This is a genomic window from Gracilibacillus sp. JCM 18860 (genome assembly GCF_055395245.1).
Genome location: NZ_AP043868.1, coordinates 3,024,283 through 3,038,047 on the forward strand (window position 1 = coordinate 3,024,283; position 13,765 = coordinate 3,038,047).

Below are 13,765 nucleotides of genomic sequence, written 5' to 3' on the forward strand. Positions count from 1 at the left end.
ATTCGTATATCCTATCAATAATTTATAATAAAATGCAAAGATTGGAAATAGTAAAAGGATCGGTAAATTTTAAGAGAGCCAGTGGCTGGTGTGAACTGGTAGTTACTCCTTTGAACTCCTCCAAGAGCAACACCCTGAACAATGAAGTAGGGGCTGTCGGTGTCTACCGTTATCTAGATAGGTGGTGATAGCCACCGAATGAGAGTGGGTTAATAATCAGTATTAACCAATTAGAGTGGTACCGCGAGCAAAGCCTCGTCTCTATAGTGATATAGAGACGGGCTTTTTTATTTATAGTTAGAATAGAAAAGCTAACGAATCCGAGTTTTTTTATAGGATTATCGATATTTATGGATAGAATCGAATACCTATAATCAAAGCAGTATACTAAAAAAGGAGTGGATAAATGGTGAGAAATGTATCGATTTTTGACACGACGTTAAGAGATGGGGAACAGGTTCCTGGCGCGAAATTGAATATGAAAGAAAAACTTGAAGTAGCAACACAGCTTAAGCATTTAGGTGTTGATTTTATCGAAGCAGGTTTCCCATCATCCTCCACAGGTGATTTTCAGGCGGTGAAGGAAATTGCTACAAAAGTTGGGAACTCAGAGGATGTTGTGATTACAGCATTAGCTAGAGCGGTAAAATCTGATATTGATGCCGTTTATGAAAGTATCAAATATGCGAAAAATCCCCTTATCCATATTGTGTTAGGTACTTCTGATATACATGTAGAAAAGAAATTTGGTAAATCAAAGGATGAAATTTTAAGTAAAGGTGTAGAAGCAGTTAAATATGCTAAAACACTTTTACCAGACGTGCAATATTCAACGGAGGATGCATCACGTTCTGATTTTGAATATTTATGGAATACCATTGAAGCAGTCGTGAAGGCTGGTGCAACGATTATCAATATTCCAGACACGGTTGGATTTGCTGAACCAGAGGAATTTGGTCATTTAATCTATCGTATTAATCAACGATTAATAAATTTAAATGACCAGGTAATCTTGAGTGTCCATTGTCATAATGATTTAGGTATGGCAACTGCTAACACCTTAGCGGCAATTAAAAATGGTGCTGATAAGGTGGAATGTACGATTAACGGGATTGGTGAGAGAGCAGGGAATACTTCTTTAGAAGAGGTAGTTATGGCCATCAAAACCAAGCCCTCCATTTACAAGGCAGAGACGAAAATCGTGACAAAGGAAATTATGAAAACATCTAAGCTGGTGAGCAATTTGATGGGAATAGAAGTTCAGCCAAATAAGGCTATTACAGGTGAAAATGCCTTTGCTCATTCATCCGGTATACACCAAGATGGTTTACTAAAATCACGGGACGCCTATGAAATCATTAGTCCAAAGGATATCGGATTAGACGACATGGAATTAGTCCTAACAGCAAGGTCTGGAAGACATGCGGTCAAAAGTGCACTACAAAGAATAGGCTTTGGTTCATTGACGGATGATCAATTTACTGTAATTTTTGATGATTTTCTTGAGATAGCCGATCAGAAGAAAGAGGTCTATAGTCATGATCTTTATACAATTGTTGCCCGTCATCTCAAGAACCTAGCAGACCAACATTGCTTTTATGAATTAGTCGATCTGCAAGTAATTAGTAATAACCAATTTCCATCGGCAAGTGTCAAAGTGAAAAAGGGTGATCAAATATTCAATCAGTCATCCAGTGGAACAGGTCCAGTAGATGCATTATATACTGCTCTTATGGAAATAAGCGGTCTAGATATTAGTTTACATGAGTACAGAATAACCAGTATCTCGAGAGGAAAGGAAGCGCTTGGAAAGGTTAAGCTACAAGTAGAATTTGCTGATGAGCTCTTCACTGTGCAAGCGGCAGATGAGGATATTATGAAGGCAAGTGCACTAGCATTTATGAATGCGATTAATATGGCTATTGTGAAGCAGTTACAAGAAGCGAACATCCAGCAACTTGGCTAGCCTTATACATTCATTACAAGGAACGGGCATGAATAAGTAGCTTAATCATGCCCGTTTAATATGTTATTTCCTTTTCCGTCGCCAAAAATAAACAACACAAAATACAATAACTATAAATAGTAATAGATAAACAATGTTCGAATAGATGTCCATATAATGTACGATATCCTCCCAGGATTCCCCAACTTTAGCTCCGAGGGTCACTAAGAAGGTATTCCAAATAACCGTACCTACCGTTGTGAAAATTAGAAATAAAGGAAAATTCATTCGTGTCATCCCCGCAGGAATAGATATAAGACTACGGACAAGTGGAATCATTCTACAAAAAAGAACGGTCCAATACCCGTATTTGTCGAACCAACGATCTGCTCGATGAATATCTGTCACCTTTACCCGAAGAATAGAACCATATTTTTGAATAAATCTTTCCATTCTCTCAATCCCGAACAGCATGCCAATTCCATATAGTAGGATGGCACCAAGCACCGAACCTAAGGTGGAGTAAATAATAACCCCCGCTACGGAAAGGGTTGTACTCGACGTCATAAATCCACTGAATGTTAAAATCACTTCTGAAGGGATCGGTGGGAAAAGATTCTCCGCACAAATTAATAGAAAAACGCCTAAATATCCGAATTGTTCAAGGAAATCTGTAATCCAATTCTCCATCACCTTTTTCTCCTCTTTAAATAATCTATATCTATGAATTTTGTTTAAAAAATATGTACAACCACCTAATCATACAATAAAAAAGCTATTTAGGGTATGACAGCAAAATAAAAAAATCACACATTGAGAATTGTTATCAATTATTGTATATTAGATAGTAACGATAAATATAATGGAATAAGGAGAATATACAATGCAAATCTACTGGACTAAAATAAATAAGATTATTGAAGAAACGCCAGAAGTTAAAACATACCTGCTCGACTGCCCGGAAAACTTTACATGGGAAGAAGGATCTCACACCCACTTCGCACTAGAAGGCTTTAATGCCGGAGATAAACCAAACCGTAGCCTGATTCGCCACATGTCAATCTCCACTTTACCGTACGAAGGTTCAATCGGTATCACAACACGCATCAGAGAGCAGTGTTCTGAGTTTAAAACAGTTTTAAGAAATCTTGAGGTCGGCAATAAAATTGCCATATTTAAAACTCACTCGAATGTACCACTTAAAAGAGAAAACAAAAATGTTTACATGCTGTCATCAGGTGTCGGCCTTGCAACCTTCAGACCGCTTGTACTTGATTTTTTAAAACGTGGTGACAACGTCAATCAAATGCATTCCTTGAATATCGATTCATCAAAAAATTTCCTTTTTACTAATATTTTTAAATCCACACCTGACAAGAAGTTTACATCACAGTTCGTCGATAACCGTAAAGACTACTATGAAGCAGTGAGACATCTTGCTGCAGACAAGGAGGATGGACTCTTCTATGTTGTCGGCAGTGACGAATTCCTCATTCAGAACATTGAAGTACTGCGTGAGCAGGGCATCAAGCCTGAACAGATAATGCTCGATAAGCATGAACAACAACTGCCTAAGTTTTTATCATTAGATTTGTCAATATAAGTGATAACAGTTACATTAAAAAACCTCCCAACTCTGTTATAGGCACAAGCAATGCTAACAGGCTAATAGGAAGCACTTAAGCTTTAGAGGGCACGCCGTATGCGATGAAAGTATCATGTACGGTGTGGAATTTCCTATTTAATAATGCTCCGCTTATCAAATTCTTACAATATGAAAGAGCTAAAAAAAGTCCTCCCTTAAAAGAGGACGCATAAATCTATTCAATTAAACCTTCTGATTCAAGATAGTTTCTGGCTACTTCTTCAGCGCTTTTTCCTTCTACCGCGACCTGATAGTTCATGTCACGCATTTCGTCATCCGTGATTTTACCAGATAGCTGATTTAATATACCTTCCAGCTCTGGATACTTTTCTAAGGTTTCTTTTCGCAATAAAGGAGCTCCTTGATATGGAGGGAATAAGTTTTTATTGTCTTTTAAGACCTTTAAGTTATAACGTTGTATTTCACTATCTGTTGAATAAGCATCTATTAAGTTGATGTCCCCCTGTTCGATTGCAGAATATCTTAATTTAGGCTCCATTGTCTTTACATTAGGGAATTCTAGCTGATAGACTTCTTGAATTCCTAAATAACCGTCTTCCCTGTCAGAGAATTCTAATGTAAATCCGGCATGAATCTCTCCTTTTATAGTCTTTAAATCAGCAATAGTTTCCAAATGATATGCATTAGCCAATACCTCTGGTACTGCTAAAGCATAGGTATTATTATATTGCATAGGTTTTAAATACTTTAGATTAAACTTTTCTAATAAGCCATCGTGTGCCTGCTGATAGACTTCTTTCCTATCATTACTTGTTGTAGATTCCTTTAAGAACTCGGATATAGCAGTTCCTGTAAATTCGGGATAAATGTCAATACTATTATTTCGCAATGCATTAAATAAAAACGAGGTTTTCCCTAATCCTGGTTCAAGTTCCACTTTAATTTCTGTATCTTCTTCGATTAGGGCTTTATACATATTAATTAAAATTTCAGGTTCTGTACCAAGCTTTCCTCCAATAACGAGTGTTTCCTCTTCCCCTTTGATTAAGCTAGGGACAAGCATAAATGATAAGGAAATAAGTACTACCAAGCCAATGGTTACTACAGACTGTTTGTAGCTAAGCTTTTCCATTTTGCGTAGAAGTAAGTCAAACAAAATAGCAAGTAATGCTGCTGGAATAGCTCCTAGGATAATTAAGGATGAATTGTTTCGATCAATTCCTAGTAAAATAATATCTCCCAATCCTCCAGCGCCGATTAATGCCGCGAGTGTTGCTGTTCCAATAATCAGAACCATAGCGGTGCGTATACCAGCCATAATAACCGGCATGGCTAGAGGTAGCTCTACCTTCATAAGTTTACGTCTAGTGTTCATTCCCATGGCAGTTGCCGCTTCCATTAAGGCTGGGTCCACCTCTTTAATTCCCGTATAAGTATTACGAAGGATCGGAAGTAGAGCATAAATAATTAGTGCTATAATCGCAGGGACCTTTCCGATTCCAAACAATGGAATAAATAAACCTAATAAAGCTAAGGAAGGGATTGTTTGTAGGACTGCTGCTATTCCAATAATCCCTTCAGCAATTTTTGCTTTTTTGGTTAAATAAATTCCAAGTGGAATCGAAATAAGAACAGCAAATAATAGAGCGATAAAAGAGATCTGAATATGTTCAAAAAATGCCTGGAAAAGCTCTGATCTTCGTGATTGAAAGACATCTAATATATTAGACATGTTGCTCCCCACCTTTTTTAGAAGATGTAGAGAGATACTCAAGAATAACCTGTCGATTCACCTTACCGATAAATTGATTCTCACGGTAGACACCAATCTCCTCGGCTTTGGTTAATTTCTCGATAACCTCCGCTAATGTTGCCTCTAAATGGATGGTGTCTTCTGGCACTGGTTGATTCTCATTCACTGGTAATAGACTTTTTTCTAAGGAAAAAGCTGCTTCTGCCGTTTGGGAAGCTCCAATAAAGTCTTGTACGAAATCATTGCAAGGGTTTTGTACTATATCTCTCGGTGTACCGAGTTGTACGATTTTCCCTTGATCCATTAAACAGATCCGATCAGCAAGCTTAATAGCTTCCTTCATATCATGTGTAACAAATACAATCGTTTTATTTATGCGTTTTTGTAAAGAGATCATATCATCCTGTAATTTTTCTCGACTTATTGGATCTAAGGCGCTAAAAGGTTCATCCATTAATATAATGGCAGGATCTGCTGCCAAAGCGCGCACTACACCTACCCGTTGTTGTTCTCCACCTGACAGTTCGTTTGGTTTACGGTGGCGATATGTATCTGGGTCTAAACCAACCATTTCTAGTAACTCTGTGACCCGATTCTTAATCTTCGACTCGTCCCACATTCTCATTTCTGGTACAATAGCAATATTTTCTTCGATGGACATGTGTGGGAATAGAGCGATTTGTTGTAAAACATATCCTATATTCCATCTTAGCTGATGGATATCATAATCGCTAATTCTTTTTTCATCAATAAAAATAGTGCCCTCTGTTAGTCGAATTAAACGATTAATTAATTTAAGTGTTGTCGTTTTACCACAGCCACTTGGTCCGATTAATACGAAAAATTCTCCTTTATTGATTGTGAAATTTAGGGTATCGACAGCAGTCGTGCCATCTGCATAGGTTTTGCTAACATTTTCGAATTTTATCATAAAGCGAGTGCTCCTTTAACTCAAAGTATTCTTTATTTGTATACCCTTAATTATTTAAAGAAATCTATTCATAAGGTATTGTTGAGTGAATTTCTTCATTTCGTACCTCTAGAAAAAAGGTCTTAAATACATATTCCCTCCCTCCGTGCTTCGTATACCATTCCTTGATCCGAAGAAGATGCTTAGAATCACTCCTCACATTCTTTTCAATTTCTTGATAGCTTTCATAGCTATCATACTCCCAAATAGCAAAAATCTCTGTAGTAGTATCTGAATGAGGGATCATCCATCTACCAACTAATCTTGCACCATATTTCAGTTGATTAGGCAAATTTGTTTCTAAAAAATGCTTATTAAAAATATCAATAAATTCATTTTTAACAATGTAAAATTTCCTTCGATAAAACATGTGGACACATCCTTTTCAATTTTCTCCTTATAACTTTCGTTTCGACTTTAGAAAAACCCTTTTTCCTCTTGAAAGTTATATAGATCAAATTTCTTTTTAAGGGTGGAATACTTCAGAATTTTCCATTAAAATGGTAAGGTGTGGTAACAATTTGAAGAAATCAAAGGAAGCAGTGCGAATCCTGAAAAAATGGAAACCTTTTTCCTTTTGATTCGTATATAAGAGTGAAGGAGGTGTATTCTCATTGAGGCAGTAGATATCTATTGGTGGCTGTTGTGGGGTAGTTTAGGTATTGCTCTTATTTCTTTATTTCTCGGTAATATTTTTGATGGAATATTAGATAGTTTGTTTGATAGCATTGGAGATTTATTTAATCCATTACTCGTTTTTGGAACATTGGCTGTGGTTGCTGGATCTGGAGTACTGTGGTCAAAGTATTCCGAATTATCTGAGATATATGTTCTTCTCATTAGTCTTCTAATAGGTTTAGGTGCCTATCTCCTCATCTATTATTTTTTAGTCATTCCCATGTCAAATGCAGAATCCTCTACATCGATTTCTGTTCATGACCTTAAAGGGAAAGTAGGAGAAGTGATCACTACCATTCCTGCTACAGGTATGGGTGAGGTGTTGATCCAATCACCTAGCGGGAGTTGGAATGAAATAGCCGCAAGTTTTGATAAAGAAGAGATTAAACAAGGTAAGAAGGTACTAGTGGTAGAAATAAAAGAACAGATTCTTTATGTTTCGGAATTTAACGAATTTTAAAAAGGAGGAAATGGAATGGATTTTTTAGTAGTTATTGGTGTAGTGGTTGCAGTTATTGTTGCCTTCGCCATCTTGTTCGCCGTACGGTACAAAACGGTTGGCGCTGATGATGCAATGATAGTGACAGGTAGTTTTTTAGGGAGTAAGAATGTACATAAAACAGAAGATGGAGGTGGTATTAAGATTGTTCGTGGCGGTGGTGCCTTCATACTTCCTGTCTTCCAACGAGCAGAGAATATTAGCCTTCGCTCCCATAGCCTGGACATTTCCACACCAAATGTCTATACAGAAAATGGTGTGCCTGTTATGGCAGATGGAACAGCTATTATTAAAGTACAAAGCACGACAGAGGGTATTGCAACTGCCGGTGAGCAATTTCTAGGAAAAGATGACTCTGAGCTTCGCAAGGAAGCACAAGAAGTGTTAGAAGGGCATTTACGTGCTATTTTAGGGACGATGACAGTGGAAGAGATTTATAAAAATCGTGAGCGTTTTGCACAAGAGGTACAAACTCAAGCAGCTGTTGATCTGAAGAAAATGGGATTACAAATTGTTTCCTTTACCATCAAAGATGTTCAGGATGAGAACGGTTATTTAGAAGCTTTAGGAAAGCCAAGAATTGCTGAAGTAAAACGAGATGCTCAAATTGCAGAAGCCAATGCTATGCGAGATGCAAGAATTCAAAAGGCGCAAGCAGAGCAAGAGGGAAAACGTGCCGAATTATTAAGTGAAACCCAGATTGCAGAATCCGAGAAAGAAAAAGAATTAAAGGTAGCCCAATATAAGCGTGAACAGGATACGGCAAAAGCAGAAGCAGACATGGCATATAAGCTACATTCTGCTAAAGCGGAACAAGGTGTCAAGGAAGAAGAAATGCAAATACAGTTAGTAGAGAAAAATAAACAAATTGAGATTGATGAAAAGGAAGTATTACGAAAGCAGCGTCAATACGAGGCAGAAATTTCGAAAAAGGCAGAGGCAGAACGCTATGCTGCTGAGCAAAAAGCAGAAGCGGATAAAGTCACACGTGTCAAGCAAGCCGAAGCAGAGGCTGCACAAATTCGCCTTGATGGGGAAGCGGAAGCAGATGCAATTCGCCAAAAAGGTCTAGCTGAAGCCGAGGCAAAAGAAAAGCTAGCAGAAGCAATGGAGAAATACGGGGAAGCGGCTATTTTAGAGATGATCATTGATATGCTTCCAGATTTTGCTGCAAAGGTTGCTGAACCAGTTCGTTCTATTGATAAGGTAACAGTCATCGATAATGGGAATGGTGAAGGTGATGGTGCTGCAAGAATGAGTAATTATGTGACAAAGCTAATGAGCCAGCTACCTGAAACGTTAAAGGATGTATCAGGTGTAGATCTAAAAGGAATGCTAGATAATATCTCATCGAACAGTGAGTCAAAAATAAAAGAAGGTTTAGCCGTTACGAACGAACGGAAACCGGAGTTTAGCGAAGTAGAAGAATAATGTTTGTAGAAATAAAGGGTAAGGAGACTTCTTTATGATAGGAGACTCCTTACCTTTTAATTCATACAATTTCGCTTCATTATTTTGATGTGTTCAATAAATAATCTTCTAATTGCTTAAAGGTTCCGATAAATCCTTCCTGAGTCATTTCTTTTGATTCGATAAAGGTGTTGATCTCATCCTCAGCTGCGGATACAGGCGCCAAAGTCACTGTAACGGTTGTTTTTCCTCCATCTTCCATGAACGACATGCTAGTTAGGGTTTCTAGTGGCCAATTTTCGTTAAAGGGTGCACGGATAGTGTTACCTTCCCTATCGGAAAAGAAGCTAGAGTAAACGATTTTTTCTGGTGTAACAATCTCACTGTATACAAATTTAACCCACATTGCGTCCCCGTCGTCAGGTTTTTGGCTGTAAAGAAAGACACCACCCGGACGGAAATCTGATTGAAGCACTTCAAACTTCCACCCTTTTGGTCCCCACCAGTTCTTTAAGTGATCTGCTTCAGTGAATGCCTTAAACACAAGTTCACGTGGGGCATGAAAGGTATAGGTGAAGCTGATTTGATTTGACATAAGAATTCCTCCAATAATTATTTAATTAGTTCTGCCTAAAGCTGATTTCATTTTTTATACAGATACCACCTTTAGCCAACTATTTATTCCTTATTAGGAATATACCATTTAAGGAATATTGTTGTCAAATAATTATTTAAGGGAATGGAGGATAATACCGCTTATCTTGTTTTATCAAAATAAGCTGAAATCTTTCTAGCTAATGACTCTAATATATAAACAACCGGAACTTGTGTCGTAATATTGGCATCTTGAAACCATTCCTCTGTTACATAGTAAGATAAATTAATATCTGATATCTTGGCGATGGTAGAAAGTTTATTGTTCGTAATACTTATGATTTTACTACCCTCCTGTTTTAATTGATTGACCTGAGTCACGGTGAACGGATTTTCGCCAGACACAGATAAAACAATCGTGACACTATTATCTCGAAATTTCGTATGGATAGGAAAGTGTGGATCTTTAATATAAAGGGAGAATTTCCCAAGGCTCGAAAAATATCTAGCCCCATACTCTGCTAATATACCTGAGCTCCCTAATCCTATAAAAATAACACTTCCCGCTGTAGAAATCGTTTTTGCAGCATTATCCATATATGCTTCTAGATCCCCACTTAATGTTCTTTCAAAGAATTCTGTAATTGAATGATGCGGACTTTTAATGACCGTTTTTTTCTTCTCCTCTAAACTCATTTTTAACTTTATTTTAAATTCAGAAAAACCGTTACAGTGTACCTTTCTACAAAATCTTAAAATGGTAGCAGTCGAGACATGTGTTTCATTAGCAAGCTCTCTTATTCGCATATAAGCCACTTTCTCACTATTTTGCGAGATGTAATTGTATAAAGCTGTCTCTAATTCATTAAAGGAAGCAATCATTTCATGAGTAAACATTTTCAATTCTCCCACCTAGTTCAACATTTTCTAATATCATAGCATAATTTAGTTAATGTTACATAACGTAACAACTATGAAACAAATCACAAAATGTGTGAATTGAAACGAAAGCACCAAGTGTTGTTTACCCTAATTAACATAAACTATATAATCACTAGTAAAGTGAGATTTTCATCAGGGGAATTTCTATCCTCGATGGATAGCGTAGCGTCACGTTAGTTACCCTGAAAAAACATTCTTTAATCTTATCAAATCTTAGAGTGAGGGTCTTACGGACGGCTAAAGCTGTGATAAAGACATAGGAGGGACAAGCTAATGGCAAAAAGTAACTTATCGTTTCCTGAAGGATTTTTATGGGGAGGAGCAACTGCTGCGAACCAATTAGAAGGTGCTTACAAGGAAGGTGGAAAAGGTCTTAACCTTGCAGACGTATTACCTGGTGGAAAGGCGAGGTTGAAGCTTTTATCCCAAGCTGGATTTGATTTTGAGATGGATACAACTAAATATTCTTATCCCAACCACGAAGCGATCGATTTTTATCACCGATATAAGGAAGATATCGCGTTGTTTGCAGAAATGGGCTTTAAGGTTTTTCGTTTGAGTATAGCGTGGAGTCGTATCTTCCCTAATGGGGACGAGCTAGAACCAAATGAAGAGGGCTTGGCTTTCTATGATCGTGTATTTGATGAACTTCATAAACACGGTATTGAGCCATTAGTCACTATTGCACACTATGAAACGCCGTTGCATCTAATCAAAGAATATGGTGGATGGAAAAATCGAAAGCTAGTCGAATTTTTTGAACGTTATGTAAAGGTTATTTTCAATCGCTATAAAAATAAAGTGAAATATTGGTTAACATTTAATGAAATTAATGGTGCCACTCATATGCCACTTTTCGGTCTTGGCTTTTCACCAACAAGTGAGGAGACCCGTCTTCAAGAAAGTTTCCAAGGTCTTCACCATCAATTTGTTGCAAGTGCGATAGCAGTAAAATTAGGACATGAGATCATTCCAGAATCACAAATTGGCTGCATGCTTATCTACGCTCCAGTTTATGCTTATGATAGTAACCCCGAAAATGTTATGTATGCACAGCAAGAATCTCGTATTTTTAACAATTTTTGTGGAGATGTTCAAGTTCGTGGCGAATATCCTAGCTTTATCAATCGTTACTTTAGAGAAAATGATATTGACATTGCTATGGAAGATGGAGACCTGGAACTAATCAAAGAAGGAACAGTGGATTTCATTTCATTTAGTTACTACATGTCTCGCACCGAAAAGAAGAAGAAGTCCCCGGAAGAAGTTGGTCACGGAAATCTAGTGGGTGGAATAAAAAATCCATTTCTAGAGGCAAGTGATTGGGGTTGGGAAATAGATCCAATAGGACTTCGTATTTCTTTAAATGAATTATATGACCGCTATCAGGTACCACTATTTGTCGTAGAAAATGGGTTAGGTGCATATGATAAAGTAGAAGAAGATGGTAGTGTTCGTGATGATTATCGTATTGACTACTTAAGAGAACACATTAGAGCAATGGGGGAAGCCATAGATGATGGTGTGGAATTAATGGGTTATACTGCTTGGGGATGTATTGACTTAGTAAGTGCATCTTCAGGTGAATATGCAAAAAGATATGGCTTCATCTATGTCGATAAGCATGATGATGGAAGTGGAACATTAGATAGAAAGAGGAAAAAATCTTTCTTCTGGTATCAAAACGTCATTGAAACAAATGGAGAAGAATTATAACGCTCAAAAAAATTTGTTCTAAAAATAATCTGAAGTGAATATGGTAAGATATGTTGAGAAAGAGGGGATACGTTCCCTCTTTTTATACTTTTAAAAAGGAAAAAAATAAAAGGACATCGCTTAATCATCCTGATCTCTTCCTAATACGCCCCAGGTGCATGAATAATAAGCTGCAGCCAAAACCTCTATAAGCATAGATCTATCCGTATCTCCCGTAAAATATTTAACATTTTGTGACAACGGAATATGAAGAAGTAATTTTTCCTTTGATTTATGAAACTAATGGGTAATTTTTAACGTATTTTAATAAAGGGCATTTGTCCTTTTAGAATAAACAATAAAATCCTTGAGATAGAATGAGGAGAGTGTACATGTATAAAAAGTTACTTGCGAGTGCAGGAATTGGTAGTGCGGAGGTTGACACGCAATTAACAAACGAAAGACTAAGACCTGGAGATATACTGCAAGGAAAGGTAGTAATTAAAGGTGGAAGAATAGAGCAAAAGGTTGACAAAATTAACCTTTTCGTTATGACAGAGGCCTTACGAGAAAGAAACGATCGTAAACATTACGAAAATATTGTACTCCACCGCTTCGCACTCAATGAGTCCTTTCTTATCGGAGTAGGGGAAACAAAGGTCATTGATTTCGAATTTCCTTTACCGATTCATACGCCTCCGACTATTAACCGTACGAGAGCATGGATACAAACAGGGCTAGATATTCCACAAGCCATTGATCCAAATGATCGGGATTATTTACAAGTAGCTCCACATAAATGGATGGATACGTGTCTTCAAGCTTTAACCAATGAGTTAGCGTTTGAGCTGAAGAAAGTTGATATGGAATATTCTGATCATCATGGATATATTCAGGAGTTTGAATTTCGCCCATTAAAGGAATTTAATGCAGACTTAGATGAATTAGAAGCAGTATTCCTTCTACAAGAGGATCGAATTGAAATCGTATTGCAGGTGGATCGAAAGGCAAAAGGGCTCCGCAGCTTGTTTGCAGAAGCATTAGATATGGATGAGCATAATGTACGAATCACCATATTAGAATCTGAGATGGAGCAAGGAACTCTATATGTAGCAAAAAGGCTAAAAGACGTGATTAGCCAATATATTGAAAACTAAAGATGCCGAGAATTTATTTTTTCTCGGCTTTAAAGATTACGCTGGAGGTTAATATGAAGAAATTCTTATTTCCTGTACTATGCATATCGACAATCACCGCTTTTTTAATTGGTTGTAGTGATAAAAATGATACTAATTTGGGTAGTAGCTTCGATCAAGCACAACAAATAGAGGTGCTATCGTCCACAAACGGGGAATTACAGACAACTATTGCAGACAATCAGAAAATAGCTGATTTTGTATCCTCTTTGAAGCTAGATAAGTGGGAGTTAGCACAGGTCCCTTCAGAGGCTATAGCAGGGAGTACCTTTTTAATGAACAAACAACAAACGATCCGATTAGGTGAGTCAACGAATGAGGAAAAACGACTTCAAGAGGTAGCGAAGATTATTACCTATGAAAATGTTCCATTTGTAGATCTAGTGATGAAGGATAACAAGCTAAGTTTTTCTATCCCTGAAAATGTTGCAAGCTATCTACAAGATTTTAAATAAGGAAGAGACAGCGGGAGTGAAG

13 protein-coding genes and 1 other annotated feature are annotated in these 13,765 nt (G+C 37.3%); of the genes, 7 read left to right on the forward strand and 6 right to left on the reverse strand.

The window, feature by feature from the left end; all coding sequences use genetic code 11:
• The first annotated feature begins 28 nt into the window (after positions 1-28).
• Positions 29-266, forward strand: a binding site (T-box leader).
• Positions 267-406: 140 nt separating this feature from the next.
• Positions 407-1,966 carry a 2-isopropylmalate synthase gene (locus ACZ5R4_RS15370; protein ID WP_109982851.1) on the forward strand — a complete coding sequence of 520 codons (1,560 nt, stop codon included), beginning with the start codon at positions 407-409 and terminating at the stop codon, positions 1,964-1,966.
• Positions 1,967-2,029: 63 nt separating this feature from the next.
• Here ACZ5R4_RS15370 and ACZ5R4_RS15375 read toward each other — a convergent pair whose 3' ends face one another.
• Complete coding sequence (locus ACZ5R4_RS15375) at positions 2,030-2,635, reverse strand: DedA family protein (RefSeq protein ID WP_464367571.1); 606 nt, start codon at positions 2,633-2,635, stop codon at positions 2,030-2,032.
• Positions 2,636-2,828: 193 nt separating this feature from the next.
• Here ACZ5R4_RS15375 and ACZ5R4_RS15380 point away from each other — a divergent pair, with 193 nt between their 5' ends.
• Positions 2,829-3,548: a ferredoxin reductase domain-containing protein gene (locus tag ACZ5R4_RS15380; RefSeq protein ID WP_109982849.1), complete on the forward strand. Its 720-nt coding sequence runs from the start codon at positions 2,829-2,831 to the stop codon at positions 3,546-3,548.
• 217 nt (positions 3,549-3,765) lie between these two features.
• On the opposite strand, the gene opuFB is transcribed toward ACZ5R4_RS15380, so the two are convergent.
• The 3 genes from opuFB to ACZ5R4_RS15395 all read right to left on the reverse strand — a co-directional run bounded on the left by opuFB (position 3,766) and on the right by ACZ5R4_RS15395 (position 6,644).
• On the reverse strand, positions 3,766-5,283 hold the full coding sequence (gene opuFB, locus ACZ5R4_RS15385) for an osmoprotectant update ABC transporter permease/substrate-binding subunit OpuFB (RefSeq protein WP_464367572.1): 1,518 nt from the start codon (positions 5,281-5,283) through the stop codon (positions 3,766-3,768).
• Entirely contained in the window at positions 5,276-6,235 is a 960-nt protein-coding gene (locus ACZ5R4_RS15390; RefSeq protein ID WP_109982848.1) for an ABC transporter ATP-binding protein, read from the reverse strand. The genes opuFB and ACZ5R4_RS15390 overlap by 8 nt, the downstream gene beginning before the upstream one ends.
• Positions 6,236-6,299: 64 nt before the next feature.
• Positions 6,300-6,644 carry an NIPSNAP family protein gene (locus tag ACZ5R4_RS15395; protein WP_054860405.1) on the reverse strand — a complete coding sequence of 115 codons (345 nt, stop codon included), beginning with the start codon at positions 6,642-6,644 and terminating at the stop codon, positions 6,300-6,302.
• A 258-nt stretch (positions 6,645-6,902) separates the two neighbouring features.
• On the opposite strand from ACZ5R4_RS15395, the gene ACZ5R4_RS15400 reads away from it, so the two are divergent.
• Together ACZ5R4_RS15400 and ACZ5R4_RS15405 are read left to right on the forward strand one after the other, a co-directional pair.
• On the forward strand, positions 6,903-7,412 hold the full coding sequence (locus ACZ5R4_RS15400; protein ID WP_464368502.1) for a hypothetical protein: 510 nt from the start codon (positions 6,903-6,905) through the stop codon (positions 7,410-7,412).
• Between the two features lie 15 nt (positions 7,413-7,427).
• The gene (locus ACZ5R4_RS15405; protein WP_054788074.1) at positions 7,428-8,882 is read left to right on the forward strand and encodes a flotillin family protein; all 1,455 of its coding nucleotides are present in this window, start codon (positions 7,428-7,430) and stop codon (positions 8,880-8,882) included.
• 79 nt (positions 8,883-8,961) lie between these two features.
• On the opposite strand, the gene ACZ5R4_RS15410 is transcribed toward ACZ5R4_RS15405, so the two are convergent.
• On the reverse strand, positions 8,962-9,456 hold the full coding sequence (locus tag ACZ5R4_RS15410) for an SRPBCC family protein (protein ID WP_109982846.1): 495 nt from the start codon (positions 9,454-9,456) through the stop codon (positions 8,962-8,964).
• 161 nt (positions 9,457-9,617) lie between these two features.
• The gene (locus ACZ5R4_RS15415; RefSeq protein WP_109982845.1) at positions 9,618-10,352 is read right to left on the reverse strand and encodes a MurR/RpiR family transcriptional regulator; all 735 of its coding nucleotides are present in this window, start codon (positions 10,350-10,352) and stop codon (positions 9,618-9,620) included.
• 318 nt (positions 10,353-10,670) lie between these two features.
• Between ACZ5R4_RS15415 and ACZ5R4_RS15420 the strand changes: the two genes are divergently transcribed.
• The 3 genes from ACZ5R4_RS15420 (at position 10,671) to ACZ5R4_RS15430 (ending at position 13,743) form a co-directional block, all read left to right on the forward strand.
• Positions 10,671-12,113, forward strand: coding sequence for a glycoside hydrolase family 1 protein (locus ACZ5R4_RS15420; protein ID WP_109982844.1), 1,443 nt, complete (start codon positions 10,671-10,673; stop codon positions 12,111-12,113).
• Between the two features lie 371 nt (positions 12,114-12,484).
• The gene (locus ACZ5R4_RS15425; RefSeq protein ID WP_464367573.1) at positions 12,485-13,249 is read left to right on the forward strand and encodes a sporulation protein; all 765 of its coding nucleotides are present in this window, start codon (positions 12,485-12,487) and stop codon (positions 13,247-13,249) included.
• A 53-nt stretch (positions 13,250-13,302) separates the two neighbouring features.
• Complete coding sequence (locus tag ACZ5R4_RS15430) at positions 13,303-13,743, forward strand: hypothetical protein (protein ID WP_109982843.1); 441 nt, start codon at positions 13,303-13,305, stop codon at positions 13,741-13,743.
• The last annotated feature ends 22 nt before the right edge of the window (positions 13,744-13,765 follow it).